The 20,950-nt window shown below is 60.8% G+C and carries 18 protein-coding genes and 1 pseudogene; 11 read left to right on the forward strand and 8 right to left on the reverse strand.

Features of this window, described 5'->3' with window-relative positions; translation table 11 throughout:
• Positions 1 to 8 precede the first annotated feature (8 nt).
• From QRN20_RS08755 to glnT, 5 genes are all read right to left on the reverse strand, one after another.
• Positions 9 to 1,334, reverse strand: a complete 1,326-nt coding sequence (locus QRN20_RS08755) for an ammonium transporter (protein ID WP_025994685.1) — start codon at positions 1,332 to 1,334, stop codon at positions 9 to 11.
• 502 nt (positions 1,335 to 1,836) lie between these two features.
• Positions 1,837 to 3,174 (reverse strand): FMN-binding glutamate synthase family protein, encoded by a 1,338-nt coding sequence (locus QRN20_RS08760; RefSeq protein WP_029241146.1) that lies wholly within the window; start codon positions 3,172 to 3,174, stop codon positions 1,837 to 1,839.
• Positions 3,175 to 3,189: 15 nt separating this feature from the next.
• Positions 3,190 to 3,873, reverse strand: coding sequence for a GltB/FmdC/FwdC-like GXGXG domain-containing protein (locus QRN20_RS08765; protein ID WP_029241147.1), 684 nt, complete (start codon positions 3,871 to 3,873; stop codon positions 3,190 to 3,192).
• Between the two features lie 11 nt (positions 3,874 to 3,884).
• Positions 3,885 to 4,790: a class II glutamine amidotransferase gene (locus QRN20_RS08770; protein WP_029241148.1), complete on the reverse strand. Its 906-nt coding sequence runs from the start codon at positions 4,788 to 4,790 to the stop codon at positions 3,885 to 3,887.
• A 73-nt stretch (positions 4,791 to 4,863) separates the two neighbouring features.
• Complete coding sequence (glnT, locus tag QRN20_RS08775) at positions 4,864 to 6,198, reverse strand: type III glutamate--ammonia ligase (RefSeq protein ID WP_029241149.1); 1,335 nt, start codon at positions 6,196 to 6,198, stop codon at positions 4,864 to 4,866.
• 289 nt (positions 6,199 to 6,487) lie between these two features.
• On the opposite strand from glnT, the gene QRN20_RS08780 reads away from it, so the two are divergent.
• The 10 genes and pseudogenes from QRN20_RS08780 (at position 6,488) to QRN20_RS26840 (ending at position 17,399) form a co-directional block, all read left to right on the forward strand.
• Positions 6,488 to 7,093, forward strand: coding sequence for a helix-turn-helix domain-containing protein (locus QRN20_RS08780; RefSeq protein WP_025994689.1), 606 nt, complete (start codon positions 6,488 to 6,490; stop codon positions 7,091 to 7,093).
• Between the two features lie 526 nt (positions 7,094 to 7,619).
• A complete protein-coding gene (gene purU / locus QRN20_RS08785; RefSeq protein ID WP_058431578.1) occupies positions 7,620 to 8,486 on the forward strand; it encodes a formyltetrahydrofolate deformylase in 867 nt (288 codons plus the stop codon).
• Positions 8,483 to 9,388: a bifunctional methylenetetrahydrofolate dehydrogenase/methenyltetrahydrofolate cyclohydrolase FolD gene (gene folD, locus QRN20_RS08790; RefSeq protein ID WP_088235018.1), complete on the forward strand. Its 906-nt coding sequence runs from the start codon at positions 8,483 to 8,485 to the stop codon at positions 9,386 to 9,388. Before purU ends, folD begins: the two co-directional genes overlap by 4 nt.
• Positions 9,370 to 10,611, forward strand: a complete 1,242-nt coding sequence (locus QRN20_RS08795) for an FAD-dependent oxidoreductase (RefSeq protein WP_122414204.1) — start codon at positions 9,370 to 9,372, stop codon at positions 10,609 to 10,611. The genes folD and QRN20_RS08795 overlap by 19 nt, the downstream gene beginning before the upstream one ends.
• 25 nt (positions 10,612 to 10,636) lie before the next feature.
• Entirely contained in the window at positions 10,637 to 10,942 is a 306-nt protein-coding gene (locus tag QRN20_RS08800; protein ID WP_029241152.1) for a sarcosine oxidase subunit delta, read from the forward strand.
• Positions 10,939 to 13,845, forward strand: a complete 2,907-nt coding sequence (locus tag QRN20_RS08805) for a 2Fe-2S iron-sulfur cluster-binding protein (protein WP_058431575.1) — start codon at positions 10,939 to 10,941, stop codon at positions 13,843 to 13,845. The genes QRN20_RS08800 and QRN20_RS08805 overlap by 4 nt, the downstream gene beginning before the upstream one ends.
• 3 nt (positions 13,846 to 13,848) lie before the next feature.
• Positions 13,849 to 14,421: a sarcosine oxidase subunit gamma gene (locus tag QRN20_RS08810; protein ID WP_122605213.1), complete on the forward strand. Its 573-nt coding sequence runs from the start codon at positions 13,849 to 13,851 to the stop codon at positions 14,419 to 14,421.
• Positions 14,422 to 14,510: 89 nt separating this feature from the next.
• On the forward strand, positions 14,511 to 15,284 hold the full coding sequence (locus QRN20_RS08815; RefSeq protein ID WP_004888303.1) for an IclR family transcriptional regulator: 774 nt from the start codon (positions 14,511 to 14,513) through the stop codon (positions 15,282 to 15,284).
• Between the two features lie 330 nt (positions 15,285 to 15,614).
• A pseudogene (locus QRN20_RS26835) lies at positions 15,615 to 16,541 on the forward strand (cache domain-containing protein); the annotation flags it as partial.
• Positions 16,542 to 16,670: 129 nt separating this feature from the next.
• Positions 16,671 to 17,399, forward strand: coding sequence for a methyl-accepting chemotaxis protein (locus QRN20_RS26840; protein WP_371321615.1), 729 nt, complete (start codon positions 16,671 to 16,673; stop codon positions 17,397 to 17,399).
• Positions 17,400 to 17,732: 333 nt separating this feature from the next.
• On the opposite strand, the gene QRN20_RS08825 is transcribed toward QRN20_RS26840, so the two are convergent.
• On the reverse strand, positions 17,733 to 18,632 hold the full coding sequence (locus QRN20_RS08825) for a LysR family transcriptional regulator (RefSeq protein ID WP_285360182.1): 900 nt from the start codon (positions 18,630 to 18,632) through the stop codon (positions 17,733 to 17,735).
• A gap of 110 nt (positions 18,633 to 18,742) precedes the next feature.
• On the opposite strand from QRN20_RS08825, the gene QRN20_RS08830 reads away from it, so the two are divergent.
• Positions 18,743 to 19,618 (forward strand): MBL fold metallo-hydrolase, encoded by an 876-nt coding sequence (locus tag QRN20_RS08830; protein WP_058431572.1) that lies wholly within the window; start codon positions 18,743 to 18,745, stop codon positions 19,616 to 19,618.
• A gap of 63 nt (positions 19,619 to 19,681) precedes the next feature.
• On the opposite strand, the gene QRN20_RS08835 is transcribed toward QRN20_RS08830, so the two are convergent.
• A complete protein-coding gene (locus QRN20_RS08835) occupies positions 19,682 to 19,999 on the reverse strand; it encodes an AzlD domain-containing protein (protein WP_058431571.1) in 318 nt (105 codons plus the stop codon).
• Positions 19,996 to 20,697, reverse strand: coding sequence for an AzlC family ABC transporter permease (locus tag QRN20_RS08840; protein ID WP_058431570.1), 702 nt, complete (start codon positions 20,695 to 20,697; stop codon positions 19,996 to 19,998). The genes QRN20_RS08835 and QRN20_RS08840 overlap by 4 nt, the downstream gene beginning before the upstream one ends.
• Positions 20,698 to 20,950 lie beyond the last annotated feature (253 nt).

Genomic DNA, 20,950 nt, shown 5'->3' on the forward strand with positions numbered 1-20,950 from the left:
GCCTGACCTCAATGGTTATAGGCGCGTTCGTTGTGCTCGGACAGGTCCAGGCCCAGCTCTTCGACAGTCTCGTGAGCTCGCAGTCCAATGAGCGCCTTGACCACCTTGAGAATCACCCAGCTCACCGCAAAGCAATAAACCGTGGTGAACAGTACGCCCTTGATCTGCGCAACGACCTGCGCGCCCATGGTCACGTCCGGTACCAGACCGCCCATGGATGGCACGCAGAACACGCCGGTCAGCACAGCGCCGATCATGCCGCCGATCCCATGCAGGCCGAATACGTCGAGGCTGTCGTCGTAGCCCAGGCGTTTCTTCAATACGGTCACACTCAGGTAGCAGAACACCCCGCACAACACGCCGATCGCCAACGCGCCACCCACGCCGACATACGCACACGCGGGTGTAATACCTACCAGACCGGCCAAGGCACCGCTGGCCAGACCCAATGCACTGGGTTTGCCGACCTTGAACCACTCGGTGAACATCCAGCCGAGAATGCCTGCGCAAGCGCCGACCTGAGTGTTGAGCATGACGATTCCGGACGTGCCGCTCAGACCGCCGCCTGAGCCGATATTGAAACCGAACCAGCCGACCCAGAGCATTGCTGCACCGGCCATGGTCAGGCTCAGGTTATGGGCAGGCATCGGTGTGTTCTGATAACCCTTGCGTTTGCCGAGCACCAGACAGGCCGCCAGTGCCGCGACACCTGCGTTGATGTGCACGGCAGTGCCACCGGCAAAATCCAGTACGCCCCAGTTATGCATCAGCGCACCCGCTCCGCCCCAGACCATGTGCGCCACCGGGGCGTAGACAAAAGTGAACCACAGCGCCATGAACAGCAGCGCGGCCGAGAATTTCATGCGCTCGGCGAAGGCACCGGCAATCAGCGCCGGGGTGATGATGGCGAAGGTCATCTGGAAGGTCACGAACACGCCTTCTGGAATATCACCGACCAGACTGTCGGGCGTCATGCCCGCAAGAAACGCGCGACTCAGCCCGCCGACAAAACTGTTGAAGGTCACCTGCCCTTCGACCATGTTGCTGGTGTCGACGACCATGCTGTAGCCATAGATCACCCAGAGCACGCCCACCACACCGGCGATGCCGAAACACTGGGTGAACAGCGATAGCATGTTCTTGGCGCGCACCAGCCCGCCGTAAAACAACGCCAGCCCCGGAAGGCACATGAACAGCACCAGCACCGCAGCCGTGATCATCCAGGCGGTACTGCCGGTGTTGAGTGTGGGGGTTTCTGCGGCCTGCACCAGCGGGGCGAAAATGCCGAGTGCCAGTGATGCCAGAAGGGGTTTGCCGAGTAGACGATTGACCATGTTCAAAGCTCCCGCAAATGAATGGAAAAGTGCCGGGCAGAAAACCAAGGTATTTAGCTGAAGCAGTGGGCCTTCAAGGCCTCTTAGGGGTGACTTGCCGCCATGACTTCGCGGCACGGTTGTGACCCAGACTTTGGATTCAGTGAGCCGAGCGCATGGCTCCAGTCACCTTTTCGCCCCTCGGCGACTTACTTTGAGAGGCCAAAGTAAGCAAAGCCTTTTGCTCCGGTTCCGGCCCCGGCTTCGCCGGGGTTCCTTCGTCCTGACACTGATTCGGGGGTCGCTGCAAATGGGCCATCCATGGCCCAGTGCAGCTCAATCGGCATCCATGCCGATTGCCCCCCGAATCAGCGCCAGGACTCAGCCTTCACCCACGTCGCGTTCTGCAGTGTTCTCACTATCGCGCTACAAAAGGACATCAGTACCGCTGCCTCTCCAGATAGCCAGATGCCTTGTGTATAACGATGAGCGCGGAGCATGGGCACGATCGATGTCCTGAAGATCAATACCCGCTGCCACCTCCAGGAATCCACGACGTTCCGGCCAGCGGCACGCGGGCCATGGCGGCCGACTCGACGGTCAGGGCCACGAGGTCTTCGGGGTCCAGGTTGTGCAGGTGCGACTTGCCGCAGGCGCGGGCCATGGTCTGGGCTTCCAGCACCAGCACGCGCAGGTAGTTGGCCAGGCGGCGGCCGCCTTCCACCGGGTCGAGGCGCTTGGACAGTTCCGGATCCTGCGTGGTGATGCCTGCCGGATCACGACCGTTCTGCCAGTCATCGTAGAAACCCGCCGCCGAGCCGATCTTCTTCAACTCTTCGTCCAGACGCGGGTGGTTGTCACCCAACGCAATCAGCGCGGCGGTACCAATAGCCACGGCATCGGCACCCAGCGCCATGGCCTTGGCCACGTCCGCGCCATTGCGAATGCCGCCGGAGACGATCAGCTGCACCTTGCGATGCATGCCCATTTCCTGCAACGCCTGAACCGCTTGCGGAATGGCGGGCAGAATCGGAATGCCGACGTGTTCGATGAACACCTCCTGAGTCGCCGCCGTACCGCCCTGCATGCCGTCGAGCACGATCACGTCAGCGCCCGCCTTCACCGCCAGCTTGACGTCGTAATAAGGACGACTGGCCCCGATCTTCACGTAGATGGGTTTTTCCCAGTCAGTGATCTCACGGATCTCGGCAATCTTGATCGCCAGGTCATCCGGCCCGGTCCAATCGGGGTGACGACAGGCCGAACGCTGATCGACGCCCACCGGCAAGGTGCGCATGCCTGCGACACGTTCGGTGACTTTCATGCCCAGCAGCATGCCTCCGCCGCCCGGCTTGGCGCCCTGCCCCAGCACGATTTCGATGGCGTCGGCCTTGCGCAGATCGTCCGGGTTCATGCCGTAACGTGACGGCAGGTATTGATAGACCAGATGCTGCGACTGGCCGCGCTCTTCAGGCGTCATGCCGCCGTCACCCGTCGTGGTGCTGGTGCCGGCGATAGTTGCACCGCGGCCCAGTGCCTCCTTGGCGTTGGCCGACAACGCACCGAAGCTCATGCCTGCGATGGTCACCGGAATTTTCAGGTACAGCGGCTTCTTGGCGAAACGGTTGCCAAGCACCACGTCGGTACCGCATTTTTCGCGATAGCCTTCCAATGGATAACGGGAGACGCTGGCGCCAAGCAGCAGCAGGTCGTCGAAGTGCGGCAGCTTGCGCTTGGTGCCGCCGCCGCGAATGTCGTAGATGCCGGTTTCGGCTGCGCGCTGAATTTCCTGGATGGTCAGGCGATCGAACGTCGCCGACTCGCGCAGGACCGGGGCTTTGGGAGTTGAGGAATCGCTCATGGTCTTGCTCCTGAATCAGTACGCGGAGGCGTTATCGACTTTGAAGTTGTACAACTGACGGGCCGAACCGTAGCGTTTGAAATCTGCGGCCTTCTCGTTGAAACCTGCGCGATTGAGCAACTCCTGCAATTCCTGCAGATGCTCTTCGCGCATCTCCTTGGCAATGCAGTCCGAGCCCAGCGACTCGACCGTGCCTTTGACGTAGATCCGGGTTTCATAGAGCGAGTCGCCCAACGCATCGCCCGCGTCGCCGCAGACAACAAGCCTTCCGGCCTGGCCCATGAAGCAGCTCATGTGGCCGATGCTGCCGCCAACCACGATATCGATGCCCTTCATGGAGATCCCGCAACGGGCACCGGCGTCGCCTTCGATCACCAGCAGTCCGCCGTGGGCCGTGGCTCCGGCAGCCTGCGAGGCGCTGCCCTTGACCCGGACCGCGCCGGACATCATGTTTTCCGCGCAGCCGACGCCAACATTGCCGTGCACGGTGATCGAGGCTTTCTGGTTCATGCCGGCGCAGTAATAACCCGCATGGCCCTGAATATCGATTGAGATGGCTTCGTTGACGCCGACCGCCAGGTTGTGAGCGCCGTCGGGGTGAGTGACCACCCATTCGCGGTCTTCCAGTTGCCTGACCTGATCGTGCAGGGCCTGATTGAGGTCACGCACGGTGGCGTTGGACAGATCGATGGTTTTCATGTGCGTGCTCCTTAGGCCGACTCGCGTTCCCAGATGTACATGGTGGCCGGGACAGGTTCCCAGACCCTGGCGTGCTCGATGCCCGGCAGGCTGGACAGCGCCTGATACTCCGAGGCCATGGCGACATAGTCGTCGGTTTCAGCGAGGATGGCCGGCTTGCAGGCAATCGGATCACGGATCACCGCAAAACCGTTGCGCGTGCCAATGGCAAAGGTGAAGAAGCCGTCGAGGTCTTCGAGAGATTTGTCGAGCGCCTGCTTGAGGGTATCGCCCTGCTGCAGGCGCCAGGCCAGGTAACCAGCGGCAACTTCGGTGTCGTTGTCGGTTTCGAAATGAATGCCTTCACGACGCAGGTTCTGGCGCAGGCGGAAGTGATTGGACAGCGAGCCGTTGTGCACCAGACACAGGTCGGCGCCGGTGGAAAATGGGTGACTGCCTTCCATGGTCACGGCACTTTCGGTGGCCATACGGGTGTGGCCGATGATGTGGCTGCCTTTCATCGAGGCCAGCCCGAAGCGTTGAGATATCTCCCTCGGCAGGCCCATGCCTTTGAGGATCTCGATGCTTTGTCCGGCGCTCATGATGCGCACGGTCGGCGCCAGTTGCGACAGCAAGGCGCGCACCGGCGCTTCTTCGGCCTGGACTTTAAGGACCACGGCGCTGGCGTTCTGAAACCAGTCCAGCGGTACGGCCAGTTTGTCTTCGATCTCGTCAATCAGCGCCTTGAAGTCATAGTCCTCAGTGGTCGCCTGCAAGGTCAGCTTGATCCAGCCATCGGCCACTTCATCACCATAGATGGCGAACCCGGCGCTGTCGGGACCGCGATCGGTCATGGCTTCGAGCATCGGCTCGAACAACTGGCCGAGCTGCGACTCCAGCGCCGGATTTTTCAGGTAAAGCCCTACGATTCCACACATGACTCAACTCCTGGGCAGAGACGCCCCGCCCACCGGCAAGACGTCGAAAACGGTTGCTTGAAGATCCGGCAGATCAGAAGAATTCGATGTAACGCTTCACTTCCCAATCGCTGACATGGCGGCTGTATTCCACCCACTCCATGCGTTTGAGGCGCACGAATTCGCCGACGATCTCGTTGCCCAGCACTTCGGCGAACAACGGGTCGGCTTCCAGCGCATCGCAGGCTTCCTTGAGCGACTGCGGCAAGGTCTTGATGCCACGTGCCGCAATCTCTTCAAGGCTCAGCTTGTAGAGGTTCTCGTTGCAGACATGATCGATTTCCAGTTGGCGGTCGATACCGTCCAGGCCTGCGGCGATGATCGCGGCGCTGACCAGATACGGATTGCAACCGGCGTCCGGCAGGCGAAATTCCAGGCGGCCATAAGGCACCCGTACCATCGCCGAACGGTTGTTGGCACCGAAAGCGATGAACGCGGGCGCCCAGGTCGCGCCTGACAGCGAGTTGCCCACCACCAGACGCTTGTAAGAGTTGACTGTGGGTGCAGCGAACGCACACAGCGCCGGTCCATGCGCCAGCAGGCCAGCGGCAAAGTGATAGGCCATCTTCGACAATCCCATGCCGCTGGGATCGCTGGCGTCGTGGAACAGGTTCTTGTTGCTGGCGCTGCCGATCGACAGGTGAAAGTGCATGCCGTTACCGGCGCGCTTGGGGTCGGGCTTGGGCATGAACGAGCAGATCATGCCCATGTCATTGGCGATTTCGCCTGCGGCCATGCGGAAAAAGGTGAAGCGATCGGCGGACTCCATCGCGTCGCTGTAGGTGTAATTGATCTCGAACTGGCCGTTGGCGTCTTCATGGTCGATCTGATAGATGTCGAAGCCAACGGGCTGCAATGCCTCGGTCAGGCGCTCAAGAAATTCCCGGGAGCGCGACAGACCCTTGTAGTCGTAGCAAGGCTTGTCGAGGTTGTCGCTGGCGTCGACCATTTGCAGGCTGCCCGCAACATCGCGCTTGAACAGGCTGAACTCGGGCTCGAGGCCGGTATTGAGGGTCCAGCCACGCTGGGTCAGGCGTTCGACCTGTTGCTGCAGCACGAAACGGCTGTCGTAGGGCCAGGGTTTGCCGTCCACATGCCCGATGCACACCACCCGCCCATACCCCGGCTGCCACGGCACCGGCGTCAGCGACGACAAATCGCCCTTGGCCATGAAATCAGGCCCGTGCGGCTCCATGCCCATGCCGCAGATGGCAAATCCGGCGAAACCGGCGCCGTCTTCGGCGACCATTTCCAACCCTGAGATAGGCACCGATTTGGTCTTCGACGAGCCATGAATGTCCACGAACTGAGCCAGCACGTATTTGATGCCGTGCTGTTCGATCAGACGTTGTGTTTCGGGTGGCAACATGAGACTTGTCTCCTGGCATGAACAAAACGTTTCAGGTAAGAACCGCAGTTTCACCCTCCGCCGGTTTATATTCCGATCAGGAAAGTTACTTTCCCAATAGGAATGCAAAGCGCTTGCCAGTTTGGTATGCCAGAAGTCGGATGCGTCAGAGAGGGGAAATTCTGCTGTTTATATGGGAAACTCGTTTTCTCTCCGGGAATAAATCGCCCAACAGGCGGACGCGCTGCACATTCCCAGTGCGAAATAAAAATTAACGAGCGGAAACCGTGCACAACCGATGACAGACCAGATGAACACGCCGAACGAAACCCCGCCCAAGCTCAAGCTTGAGCAATACCTGGGCATCCAGATCAAGCGTCAGCGTCAGGCTCAGGAACTGAAACTGGCCGATGTGGCCCGCATTGCCGGAATCAGTCAGGGCATGCTGAGCAAGATCGAGAACGCGCAGGTCTCTACCAGCCTCGATAACCTCAGCCGTCTGTGCGATGTGCTGGGCATGCCGATGTCCAAGCTGTTCAGCCAGTACGATCAACAAGGCAGCAGCGCCTTGCTGGTCAAGGCCGATGAAGGTCTGGAGGTGGTCAGGCGTGGCACGGAGAAAGGCCATACCTATCACCTGCTCAATCACACGCGAGGTCCGAAGAAGAGTTTCGAGGCGTACATGGTGACCATGGACGACGCGAGCGAAGAGTTTCCGACCTTCTCGCACCCCGGCACCGAGTTTCTGCACCTGCTGGAGGGCGAACTGATCTACCGCCACGGCAATCAGCTTTACCCGATGCAGGCGGGCGACAGCCTGACGTTCGACGGCGACATTCCCCATGGGCCGGAACAACTGGTGCAGGTGCCGATCAGGTTGTTGTCGATCATGAATTACGGCGCACAGGGAGAATAGATCGCGCCACCTGAGCCATTCTGCTCGTTTCTACGCTGCCCTTGAAAAACGCTGCGCCAACTCAATAAGCCTTGCATAGCCTGATCCACCTGGGACGCGGAGCGTCCCGGGAGGCATTACCACGCAGAGCGTGGTAACGATCATCATCACCCGACCCGACATTGATCGCGGGCTGCATGCCCACGCGATGGGCCCGATCATCTTCAGCCAGCACACTGATCGTTCCCATGCTCCAGCGTGGGAATGCCTCTCAGGACGCTCCGCGTCCGGTCTTGAATCCGAAGGTAGAGCATTACGGCTGCATGCCTACCCAGAGCAGTACCCACGATTACGGGACGCACCTAAATATTCCCCTCACTCAATAAAGTTTCCAGAAACCTCTGGACGCTGCATTTCCTTTCGCCTATAAAACAGTCTTCGTGAATATTTAATTCCTGATAGGAATTTTTATTCATCCATCAAAACGGTTTTCACGCCTGAACATTTTTGCCTCACCGAGCTGCCGCCACCTTTCAGAGGACTGACCATGCAACACGAGAAGAACCATTTCATCCTGAAGATCAGTTGTCCGGCGACGTCCGGGATCGTGGCGGCAGTCACGTCGTATCTGGCAGGCAATCAGTGCTACATCGGTGAAATGGCCCAGTTCGACGATGAGTTCAGCGGTACGTTTTTCATGCGTGCGGTGTTTCGTTTCAATGACGGGCATGCGGGCGATATCGAGCAGCTAAAGGCCGGCTTCGATGCGGTAGCCAGTGATTTTTCGATGCAGTGGGAGCTGCACGATACGCGTCGGCCGATGCGCGTGCTGTTGATGGTCAGCAAGTTCGACCACTGCCTGACCGACCTGCTTTACCGCTATCACAAGGGCGAGATGGACATGGCCATCACCGCCATCGTGTCCAACCACCTGGACCTGCGGCCGATGGCCGAGCGCGAGGGGATTCGATTTATCTATCTGCCGGTGACCAAAGACACCAAGGCCGAGCAGGAAGCGGCGTTGATGCGAGTGGTCGATGAGACCGGCACCGAGTTGGTGGTGCTCGCACGCTACATGCAGATTCTCTCCGACGACCTGTGCCGCCAGCTCTCGGGCCGGGCGATCAATATCCACCACTCCTTCCTGCCCGGGTTCAAGGGCGCCAAGCCTTATCACCAGGCCTACGAGCGGGGCGTAAAGCTGATTGGTGCAACGGCGCATTACGTCACCAGCGATCTGGACGAAGGTCCGATCATCGAGCAGGAAGTGCAGCGCGTCGATCACGTGTACCTGCCGGACGATCTGGTCGCAGCAGGCCGTAACACCGAAACCATCGCACTGTCCCGTGCCGTGAAATATCACTTGGAACATCGGGTGTTTCTCAACACTGACCGAACGGTGATTTTCCGATGAACCAGGCCCGACTCATTGATGGCAAGGCCTCAGCCGCAAAAGTGCTGCAGCAGGTACGCGACGAGGTGCAGAGCCTCAAGGCCGAGGGTATTTCACCGGCGCTGGCGGTCATTCTGGTGGGCGACGATCCGGCCAGCGAAGTCTACGTGCGCAACAAGATCCTGCGCGCCGAGGAAGCCGGAATCCGCTCATTGGAGTACCGCCTGCCCGCCGACAGCTCACAGGCCCGCGTGCTGGCGGTGATTGCCGGGCTCAATGCCGACCCGAGCGTGAATGGCATTCTGCTGCAACTGCCGCTGCCTGCACACATAGAAGAAGCCTGCGCGCTGCAGGCCATCGACCCGGCCAAGGACGTCGATGGTTTTCACAGTGAAAACGTCGGCGGTCTGAGTCAGGGCCGCGAGGTGCTGACGCCCTGCACACCCAGTGGCTGCATGCACCTGTTACAGGAAACCTGCGGCAACCTGACGGGCAGGCACGCGGTGGTGATCGGTCGCTCCAACATCGTCGGAAAACCCATGGCCGCCCTGCTCCTTCAGGCGCATTGCTCGGTAACCGTCGTGCATTCGCGCAGCACGGACGCCAAGGCCCTGTGCCAACTGGCCGACATCGTGGTCGCCGCCGTCGGCCGTCCTCGCATGATCGACGCCAGCTGGCTCAAGCCCGGCGCGGTGGTGATCGATGTAGGCATCAACCGCATTCAGGATCAGGGCCGAAGCCGACTGGTCGGCGACGTGGATTTCGACAATGTCTTGAACGTGGCATCGGCCATCACCCCGGTGCCCGGTGGCGTCGGCCCGATGACCATCGCTTTTCTCATGAAAAACACCGTGACCGCTGCCCGCCAGCAGTCCCGTGCGCAACGCAGCCAATCGGAGGCCGTATGCCTTTCAATCTATTGAAATACGGGCTCAGCCCGGAGTACCCGGTCGATGTTGACCTGCCTGCGCCCAAGGAGCTGAAAAAGGCTTATGACGTGGTGATCATCGGCGGCGGAGGTCATGGCCTCGCTACGGCTTACTACCTGTCCAAATACCATGGCATCACCAACATCGCGGTGCTGGAAAAAGGCTATCTGGGCGGCGGTAATACAGCGCGCAACACAGCAGTGATCCGTTCCAATTACCTGACCAGCGAAGGCGTCCGGTTCTACGCCGAGTCGGTAAAAATGTTTCAGGGCCTGTCCAACGAATTCGATTTCAACATCATGTATTCCGAGCGCGGCCAACTGACCCTGGCGCATACCGACGCCACGGTGCGTTCGTTCCGCCAGCGTGCCGAGGTCAACAAGCATTTTGGCGGGCGCACCGAGATGATCGACCGTCAGCAGATTCGCGAACTGGTGCCCAGCCTCAACCTTGATCCCGGTCATCTGCCGGTGCTTGCCGGGCTGTGGCACATCGACGGCGGCACTGCGCGGCACGATGCCGTCGCCTGGGGCTACGCCAAGCAGGCGGCCAAGCGGGGGGTGGAGATCCATCAGCTCACCGAGGTGCAGGAACTGGTGATCGAGAACGGCGCCATCACGGCGGTCAAGACCAACCGAGGCACCATCCAGTGTGGCTGCGCCGTGCAGGCGGTCGCGGGCATGAGTTCGCAGATGATGAAAAAGGCCGGTATTAGCTCGCCGATCCAGACGTTCCCGTTGCAGGCCATGGTCACCCAGCCGTTCAAGCCGTTCCTCGACCCGCTGGTGAGCTCTTCAGCGCTGCATTGCTACGTACAGCAGACCAGCCGTGGCGAAGTGGTGTTTGGCGGCGGATCGGACCCCTACCCGCTGTTCAACACCCGCTCGACGCTCGACCTGAAGGAAAGCCTGCTGGCCCATGCCATCGAGATGTTTCCTTTTCTGGCCAACGCCAAGCTGATGCGCCAGTGGGCCGGGATCACCGACATGACCCCGGACTACAGCCCGATCATGGGCCTTTCGCCGGTGAAGAATTATTACCTGGACGCAGGTTGGGGCACCTGGGGGTTCAAGGCGACGCCCATCTGCGGCAAGACCATGGCCGAACTGGTCGCCAGCGGCGGCAAGGTCCCGGAGCTGATCAAGCCCTTCGCCCTGGAGCGGTTTTCCACCTTCCAGCAAGTCAACGAAATGGGCGCAACCGCAGCCAGCCACTGACCCGTTATCGAGTAAGGAGCGATACATGAAAATCATGACCTGCCCGCTCAACGGGCCACGCAACATCAGCGAGTTCACTTACGGCGGCGAGTTCAAGCACATGCCTGACCCGCAGACCTGCAGCGACGCCGAGTGGGCCGATTACGTATTCAACAGCGAGGACACGCTGGGCGTGGTGCGCGAATGGTGGATGCACAACCCGTCCAGCTATTGGTTTCTGGCCGAGCGCCACACTGCAAGCGACCAGATCATCCGCACGTTCGACCCACGGGAAGTATTCACAGCCCGTATCGACTTCACACCGATGGCCGCCAAGGAGATCGCAGGATGAACACCCCCACTCGCCTTTCCGCGCCCATGGGGCTGCTAATCGACCGCAACCAGCCGCTCACTTTCAGTTTCGACGGCAAGACGTATCAGGGCCTGCAAGGCGACAGCATCGCCAGCGCCCTGCTGGCCAACGGTCGCTTTCTGCTCTCGCGCTCGTTCAAGTACCACCGCCCGCGCGGCCCGCTGACCATGGCCGGACAAGACGCGAACAGCCTGATCCAATTGCCTCACGAGCCCAACGTGATGGCCGACACGTTCGCGCTGCAGCAAGGCCTGCACGCCAGCGGACAGAACTTCAACGGCTCGCTGGACAACGACAAGGACGCGGTGCTGGGCAAGTTCTCGAAGTTCATGCCGGTCGGTTTCTACTATCGCTCGTTCTACAAGCCAAAAGGCATGTGGAAAATCTGGGAGCCGATCATTCGCAAAAAGGCCGGCCTGGGTGTGCTGGACCTGAAATTCCAGCCGGAGTATTACGACAAGGCCTACCTGTTCACTGATCTGGCAATCATTGGCGCCGGGCCAGCAGGCCTGCAGGCTGCTCTGACCGCCGCCAATGCCGGTGCTCAGGTGCTGCTGATCGAACAGCAGGCGATTCTCGGCGGCTCGCTGACCTACGCCCGTTTCGACCTCGAAGGTCAGCGCGCTGCACAGGTACGCCGTGATCTGGTCGAGGCAGTGGAAAGTAACGCCAACATCCGCGTGCTCAAACAGGCGACCTGCAATGCATGGTTCACCGACAACTATTTGCCGGTGATTCAAGGCAAGCGCCTGTACAAGGTCCGCGCCACGCAGTGTCTGGTGTGCAGCGGCTCGTTCGATCAGCCGGTGATCTTTCGCAACAACGACCTGCCCGGCGTGATGCTGACCAGCGCCGTCCAGCGCCTGATGAAACTGTACGCGGTCAAACCCGGCAAACGCGCGGTAGTGCTGACCGGTAACGATGACGGTTATCTCGCCGCGCTGGACCTAAACGATCAGGGCGTTGACGTCGTCGCGGTTGTCGACATGCGCCCCCATGCATCCGACCGGGCGCTGCAGAACGCCGTCGAACAACGCGGCATCACCTGCCACATGAACACCACGGTGTTCGAAGCGCTGCACGAAAAAGGCATGCGCCACGTGAGCGGCACGGACCTGCGCAAGATCACCGGTCAGGGACAGGTGGCGAGCAGCGGCCTGACCGTCGAGTGCGATCTGCTGTGCATGTCGGGCGGTTATATGCCCGCCTACCAGTTGCTGTGTCAGGCGGGCGGCAGACTCGACTATGACGACACCCAGGCCGAATTCGCCATCAGCGGATTGCCGCAGAACCTGGGCATCGCCGGTTCCGTCAACGGCTGTCACGCGCTGGATAATGTGCTGGCCGACGCGACGCGCGCAGCAGCCGATGCGCTCAAGGCACTGGGCCTCACTTTTGACGGCACCCCGCCTGCACTGCGCAACGAAGCGCGGGTCAATTTTGCCTGGCCGATCTTCCCGCACCCCAAAGGCAAGGACTTCGTCGATTTCGATGAAGACCTGCAGGTGCGCGACATCGTCAACGCCACCCGGATCGGCTATCGCGACATTCAACTGGTGAAGCGCTACTCCACGGTCGGCATGGGCCCTTCGCAGGGTCGCCACTCGGCGCTGCCGACGGCACGTCTGGTCGCAGCTTCGACCCAGCGCAGTATCAGCGAAACCGGTGTAACCACAGCACGCCCTCCGTTCGAGGCCGAAAAGCTGGCGCATGTGGCAGGCCGCGCCTTCGATCCATACCGGCAAACGCCCATGCATCGCCGCCACGTTGAAGCAGGCGCGAAGATGATGCCAGCGGGCATCTGGCAGCGTCCGGCGTTCTACGGCAAACCGTCGCAACGCGATGCGTGCATGCAGGAAGAAGCCGCGCACGTACGCAACAAGGTCGGGATCATTGATGTGTCGACACTCGGCGGGCTGGATATCCGTGGGCCGGACGCCGCTGAACTGCTCCAGCGCATGTACACCTTCGCGTTTCTCAAGCAGCCGGTCGGCCGGTCGCGCTACGCCCTGATGACCAATGAACAGGGCGTGGTGATCGATGACGGCGTGTGCGCGCGCTTTGCCGAACAGCATTTCTACGTGACCGCGACCACCAGCGGCGTGGATCGCATCTATCAGCAGATGCTCAAGTGGAACGCACAATGGCGTCTGAATGTGGACATCACCAACGTCACGGCAGCGATCTGTGCGGTCAATGTGGCAGGTCCCGACTCGCGCAAGGTACTCGAGCAGGTGTGCAACGATCTGGATCTGTCTTCGGAAGGTTTCCCCTATCTGGGCGTGCGTCAGGGCACCGTGGCTGGCATCAAGGCGCGCCTGCTGCGGGTCGGTTTCGTCGGTGAGCTGGGTTACGAGATCCACGTAGCGGCGCGTCACGGGCTCAAGCTCTGGGACGCCCTCATCGAAGCGGGTCGTGCCTTTGATATGCGCCCGTTCGGCGTTGAAACCCAGCGTCTGCTGCGCCTGGAAAAAGGTCATGTGATCATCAGCCAGGACACCGACGGCATGACCCACCCGGCCGAGATCGACATGGGATGGGCGGTGAGCCGGACCAAACCTTTCTTCGTCGGCCGTCGTTCGGTGGACATCCTCGAAGCCCAGCCACAGAAACGCAAACTGGTGGGCTTCACCCTGCCCAAGGCCAGTCCGCAACCGCTCGAAGGCCATCTGGTGCTCAAGGGGCCGGACATCAGCGGCAACGTTACCTCCTGCGAATACTCGCAGACACTGGGCAGGATCATCGGGCTGGCCTACGCCGCGTTCGACCAGAGCACGCCCGGCCAGCAGATTCCGATTCGCGTCGAGGACGGCGTGGTGGTCCAGGCCACCGTGGTGAAACTGCCTTTCTTCGATCCCGACAATCAGCGCCAGGAGCTTTGAACCATGACCAGCCTTACTGCAGAACGCTCTGTTGGACTTGACCCGATGCCGCTGTGCACGCTGGAGGACCTGACCGACCTGCCACGCGTCGGCTTTCGCGGCACGGACAGCGCCGCCTACCTGACTGCACGCGGCTTCAGCCTACCCGACGTGCCCAACCGCGCAGTGACCCAGACAGATGGCAGCCACGTGGTCCGCCTGTCCCAGACCGAATACCTGCTGTTGGGCAGCGCGCAGGATCAAGGCCAACGCATCGCCGATGAAGAAGCCAGCTGGGAGATGGATCACAACGCCAACTATCTGCTGCCACGGGAAGACAGCCACGCGTGGCTGCAACTGAGCGGGGTGTGCATCAGTGAGGTGATGGCCAAGCTGTGCGGCGTCGACCTGCGCGCGCAGGCGTTCCCGCCCGGCGCCGTGGCCCAGACCTCGGCGGCGCGTATCAACGTGATCGTGGTGAATGTCGGGGCGCGATCGGTGCCGTGTTTCCAGATCCTGTTCGACCGCGCATCGCTGGCCTACTTCAAGGATGCATTGCTGGATGCGATGGCAGAGTTTGACGGGGTGAGTGTTTGAGAGCGTCTTGGCCGGCGTTACCACGCAGAAGTGGGAACGATCAGTCTGGATGCTGACCGGTGTGGGCACGATCAACTGCGGAGCTATCCATGACTGACACGACTGAAAAGGACACCGATTACATCGTCCCCGCCCTCGCCCGCGGGTTGAGTGTGCTGGGTATGTTTTCAGCGCAGACCCGCTCGCTCGGCATGCACGATATCGCCGAGCGGCTGGGGGTCAGCACGTCGGCGGTGTACCGGATTCTGTTCACCCTGACCGACATGGGTTATCTCGACAAAAACGGCACGCAGTACGAACTGGGTGCGCGGGTGATCAGTGATGGTTTCAGTTATCTGGCCAGCCGCGACATTGTCGACGTCGCGATGCCACACCTGAACCGGCTGCGCGATCAGTCTTCGCTGTCCTGCCACCTGAGCATTCGTGAGCAGACCGACAGCCTGTACCTTTACCGGGCGTTCGCTGCGCAGCGTCTTTCGGTGAATGTTCCGGTCGGGACTCGCATCGCCTGCCACTGCACGGCCATGGGCCGCATGCTGCTGACGGCACTGGACGACGCTGAGCTGAGCAGGCTTTATCAGCACATTCGTCTGGACGACTACCCTGCCCCGGCACCGCGCACGCTGCCTGAACTTCAGGCAATGACGAGGCAGGACCGCGAGCGCGGCTGGGTTCTCCATCGCTCGGACTATTCAACTGCAATCGCCACGTCAATCAAGGACCACGCGGGCAAGATCACGGCGGCCATCAACCTGTCCGGCCCGGACGCCATCATGGACCCGGATGGCGCGCGGGAGCGATTTCAAGACCTTCTACTGGCGTGCAGCGAACGCATCAGCAGTGAGCTGGGTTACCGCCCCTGATCCAGAAACGACACAAATGCCTGATAACGTCATCCTGTTTAAAGATTCCAGGTAGAACGCCGACCTGCTAGTGGTAGACCATAAGACAGCGCTCCCGAGTGATGACATGGTTCGACAGACTGCACACAGATGCAGCGCCCAACACACGGTAGTAATGGACACTCCGGAGCTCACATGAACATCAAACAGAAGCTGACCTGGGCATTCGCAGTGATTGCGTGCCTTCCGATCATTGTGGTGGCAACGATTGTTGTCGTGAACCTGCGCGACGAGGCGACCAAGGATTTTGTAGACGGCAGCGGGCGCGAGATTCGTCAGGTCGATAACGCCATGCAGCTGTTTTTCGACGGCATCACCCAGAACGTCAACTACATCGCCGCGCACCCGCTGATCGCCGGTGCCAGCGACGATTTCAGAAACTACATGGGCGCAGCCGCGACAGCGCAGTCGGAAAATGACAGGCAGGCCACCGAGCTGTTCGCCAGCATCGCCAAGGCGCACCCGGCCTACTCCTACGTGTCCTACGGCCTGATCAACGGCAGCTACATCATGACGCCGGAAGACCCGAGGATGAGCAACTATGACCCTCGCGTCCGTCCCTGGTACAAGACCGCGATGGCCAACGTCGGCAAGACCGTACGCAGCGACGCCTATTATTGGGCCGCCGACGACGCGGTGCTGGTCAGCACCATCCGCGCGATTCCCAACAAGCTCGGCAACCCCGGCGGCGTGGTCAACATCGACGTGTCGCTCAAACAGCTGACCAACATCGTCAAACAGATCAAGCTGGGCGAAAGCGGCTATCTGATGTTGATGGAAAAGAACGGCACCGTGCTGGTCGATCCCAAGCAGCCTGAGCACAACTTCAAGAAGCTGGGTGAGCTGGGCGACGGCTTTGCCGAACTGGCCAAGACCAGCAGCGGCCTGGTGGAACTCACCCTCAACGGTGAGCGTTACATGGCCAACGTCTACCCGTCCGATCAGTTGGGCTGGAACTTCATCGGCCTGATCAGACAGGACGAAGTCATGTCCTCGGCCACGCGTCTGACCTGGCTGATCGGCGTCATCGCTGCCGTGCTGGCACTGGTGTTTGCCATTGTCGGTGCCAGCTTCGCCAGAGTCATCGTGCGTCCGATCCATAGCGTTTCGACCGGTCTGGAAGGCATCGCTGAAGGTGAAGGCGACCTGACCCATAACCTGACCGTGCGCGGCAACGACGAAACTGCGCAACTGGCGGGCTGGTTCAACAAATTCCTGACTGCGATTCGCAGCCTGATCCAGCACATCGGTCAGGCGGCGCACAAGATTCTCGAGGCGTCGCACAGCTCCACTCGCGTGTCCAACGACATGGCCGAAGCGGCAGGCCGTCAGCGTGAAGCGGTAGACATGGTGTCTACGGCGTTCCATGAGATGGTCGCGACCTCCAACGAAGTCGCCCGCTCCTGCAGCCAGGCGGCTGACTCTGCCGACAGCGGTCAACAGCAAGCCCGTGAAGGTCAGCGCCAGATCGACGATGCGGTGCGCAGCGTCGATCAACTGAGCGAGGAAATCGCCCGCTCGGCCAAGGACGTGACGCAACTGGAGAAAGACAGCATCGACATCCAGTCGATTCTGGCCACCATTCGCTCGATTGCCGAACAGACCAACCTGCTCGCGCTCAACGCAGCCATCGAAGCCGCGCGTGCCGGTGAACAGGGCCGCGGATTCGCCGTGGTAGCTGACGAGGTTCGCGCGCTGGCCAAGCGCACTGCCGACTCGACGGCCGAGATCGACACGCTGCTGGGCAACCTCGCCAAGCGCACCAAGTCCGTGGCGCAGCAGATGAATGCGAGCCTGGATGTGTCGCAGCAGTCGGTGACCAAGATCGGCCAGGCGCGCAGCAGCTTCGGCCAGATCCGCGAGTCGGTGGACGTGATCCGCGACATGAACACCCAGATCGCGACCGCCGCCGAAGAGCAGCATCAGGTGGCCGAGGACATCAACCGTCACATCAGCCAGATCCATGGCGATGCGCAACTGATCGCCACCCTGTCCGACTCGGCCCGCGCCGACTCCAGCAGCCTGGCGTCGCTGTCCAACGAGCTGGATGCACTGGTGCGCAAGTTCAAGACGTGATGGCAAGGGCATCTGGAAAACGCCAGCGCCCACGAACACCGCGTGATTGATTGAGGGCACACGCCTCTTGTCAAACTCTCTGTTATTTACTGATGCGCACGCGCGCGTGCTTCTGCCCGAAGGGCGTAGGAGCTCTCGGAGGTTACGACGGCAGCGATGGGCTGCGCAGCGGCCCTGAGGCCACATCTGGAATACCGCGTGTGCAGGTTTTGCTGCCGGTTCCCGGCAGATCGCGGGCAAGCGCGCTCCTACGGTCTGTGTTTGCCACGCGAAAACTCATACGTCGAAGACATGGTGAGACGTCTGCTCCAACGCAGCGGATCCTCCACCCACCTACCCCCGCAACAAAACTTCCTCCCCGAACCATCCCGCCAGAAAATCCAGCATGGTGCGCAAGGTCGCCGACTGGTGCTGGCGCGAGGTGTAGATGCCGTGCATGCCCAGCGTGCGGGGTTGGTAGTCAGGCATCAGTGCGACTAGCTTCCCACTGGCCAGCAATGGCGCCGCCGAGTGAATCGGCTGAAGGGTGATACCCGCACCCGCAACGGCAGCCTCCAGCAGTACCACCGAGTCATTGGCGCTGAGATTACCGCCCACCGGCACACTCAGTGGCTGTTCGAGGTGGACGAACTCCCAAAGGCTTTTGCCGAAGTAGGAATAGGTCAGGCAATTGTGGCTGCTCAACTCCTGCGGGCGTAACGGCGTGCCGTGGGTGGCCAGATAGCCGGGTGAGGCACATACGACCGAATCGCAGGTCCCCAGCGGGCGGGCAATGAGGTTGGGGTCCAGTTGATTGGTGATGCGGATCGCCAGGTCGATGCGCTCGCCCACCAGATCCACCGCCTGATTGCCGATCAGCAAATCCACAGACGTGCCGGGATAGCGTTGCAGATAAGCCGTGACTGCCGGTGCCAGCACCGCCCGCGCCAGCGATTGGGAACAGGCAATGCGCAACATGCCGCGAGGCTCGTCCACCTGTGTATCGGCCGCCAGCGGCATGGCATCGGCCAATTCCAGGAGCTGCTGACAGCGTACCAGCGTTACCTGACCGGATGCGGTCAGACCGAGCTTGCGCGTGGTGCGGTGCAGCAGGCGTGCGCCCGCCCAGGTTTCCATTTGCGCCAGATAGCGCGTAACCATGGCCCGGGACATGTCCAGCGAGTCGGCGGCAGCGATCAGGCTGCCCCGCTCGTTGATGGCGATGAACACCCGAGCCGCCATGATGCGAGCCATGATTCGTCCGATCCAGGCAACCGATAGTTGCCAATAGTAGGGCTTTTGTTTCACTTCAAGCAACCTAAGATAAGGCCACTCCCGTTCTGCCACTTGAAAAGGTCGTTCCCATGTTGCGCAGTGCCCTGTTTGCCCTCTCCTTTGCCACACTTTTTCCGCTGGCCGCCCAGGCCGCCGATCCGCTGAAGATCGACGTCTACAACCCGGCCGAAAAAGCCATCTTTCCGGTCTCCTCCGAACTGATCACCGGCCAGCATGACGCGGTGCTGATCGACGCCCAATTCCAGCGCAACGACGCCGAAGCGCTGGTGCAGAAGATCAAGGCCAGCGGCAAAAAACTCACCACCGTCTACATCAGCCATAGCGATCCGGATTACTACTTCGGTCTGGACGTGATTCAGGCAGCGTTCCCGGAGGCGAAGATTGTTGCCAGCGAACCGACCGTGAAAGCCATCAAGGCATCGATGCAAGGCAAGCTGGCCTATTGGGGTCCGATCCTCAAGGACAACGCGCCGGCCAAACTGGTCCTGCCTGAAGTGCTCAAGGGCGATCATCTGACTCTGGAAGGCCAGCCACTGGAAATCAAGGGTCTGCAAGGCCCAACACCGCAACGCAGTTACGTGTGGATTCCGTCGCTCAAGGCCGTTGTCGGTGGCGTCGTGGTGTCCAGCGGCATTCACGTCTGGGTCGCCGATACCCAGACGCCGAAATCCCGTCAGGACTGGCTCGCCACGCTCAAGGGCATCGAAGCCTTGAAGCCGACCACCGTCATTCCGGGCCACTATCTGGGCGAGGTGCCTGAAGGGACCAAGGCTGTCACGTTCACCGCCGACTACCTCAAGTCTTTCGAGAAGCACGCTACCAAGGCCAAGGATTCCGCCGCGCTGATCGACGCCATGAAAAAGGCCTGGCCGCAACTGGCAGAACCGAGTTCCCTGGAGCTGAGCGCCAAGGTGATCAAGGGCGAGATGAAGTGGCCGAACTGATCTGATCAGTCGCTGGCGCGCTTCATGCTGGCAGGCCGCTGTTATCGCAGCCTGCCAGCGCGACTACACCGCAAACAGCCAGCGAAATGCGTAGAAACAGCCCATGCCCAGCACCACACTGGTCAGCACGCGTTTGGTCCAGAGCATCAAGACGATGGTGCACAGTGCACCCAGCAAGTACGGATTGGTCAGACTCAGCTCCAGCCGGTGTTCAGGCAGAAAGATGATCGGTCCACAAATGGCGGTCAGCATGCCGGGCACGGCGAAGCCGAGAAAATCCCGTGCATTGCGCCCCAGCGTGAACGGCAGGCGCGGCTCCAGAAACACATAGCGATTGAAAAACACCGCCAGCCCCATTCCCATGATCACGGCAAAGATCATGGTGCCTCCTGCCCCAGCGCGCGTTTGACGACGAAGCCTGCGGCCATGCCTGCAATTCCGGCCAGCACCAGCGCCGCACTCCAGTGCCAGTAGCTGAACAACACCGAGCAGAACAGCGAAACGGCCACGCATACCACCACCGGCAGATTACGCACCAGCGGCGTGACCAGGGCGATGAAGGTGGCGATGATCGAGAACTCCAGCCCAAGATGTTCCAGCCCCGGAAAGCTGTTGCCCAGCACGATGCCCAGAAAGGTGAACAGGTTCCAGATCAGGTAGAACGTCAGCCCGACGCCGAGGGCGAACCAGCGATTGAACGACGCGCCACCGTGCTGGCTGTTGAGGGCGAAGAATTCGTCGGTCAGCAGAAAGCCCAGGCTCATTCGCCAGCGCAACGGCAGCCGTGAGAGCGTCGGGCGCATGTGCAGACCATAGAGCAGATGCTGGGAGGTCAACAGCAGCGTCGTCAGCAGAATCGAGCCGATCCCTGCCCCGCTTTTCAGCATGCCGATGGCGACGAGTTGCGCAGCGCCGGCAAAGACGATGACTGACAGGCCCTGGCTTTCCAGCGGCGTGAGATTGGCTTCCAGCGCCAGAGACCCGGCCAGCAGGCCCCATGGCGCACAGGCCAACGACAGCGGCATGACCGCAATCGCGCCCTGGCTGAACGCCTGATAAGCAGATGAAGAACGAAACATGAACAACCGCATGACCGATTATGGGGCAGCAACTTTCGCAGAATCCCGGGCGCGCGTCTTGAACATTCTTGCGGGTTGCGATGGTTGGGGGGGGCGTGCAGATCGGCATTCCCATGCGGAGCACTCAGCGTTATATACAAGTCATCTGGCTGTCCGGAGAGAAAGCGGCAGTGATGCGCTTTTTTAGCGCGATCGCATGAACACCGCAGAACGCGACGTGGGTGAAGGCTGAGTCCTGGCGCTGATTCGGGGG

The sequence above is a fragment of the Pseudomonas sp. fls2-241-TYG-175 genome (genome assembly GCF_030209155.1).
GTDB lineage: Bacteria > Pseudomonadota > Gammaproteobacteria > Pseudomonadales > Pseudomonadaceae > Aquipseudomonas > Aquipseudomonas viridiflava.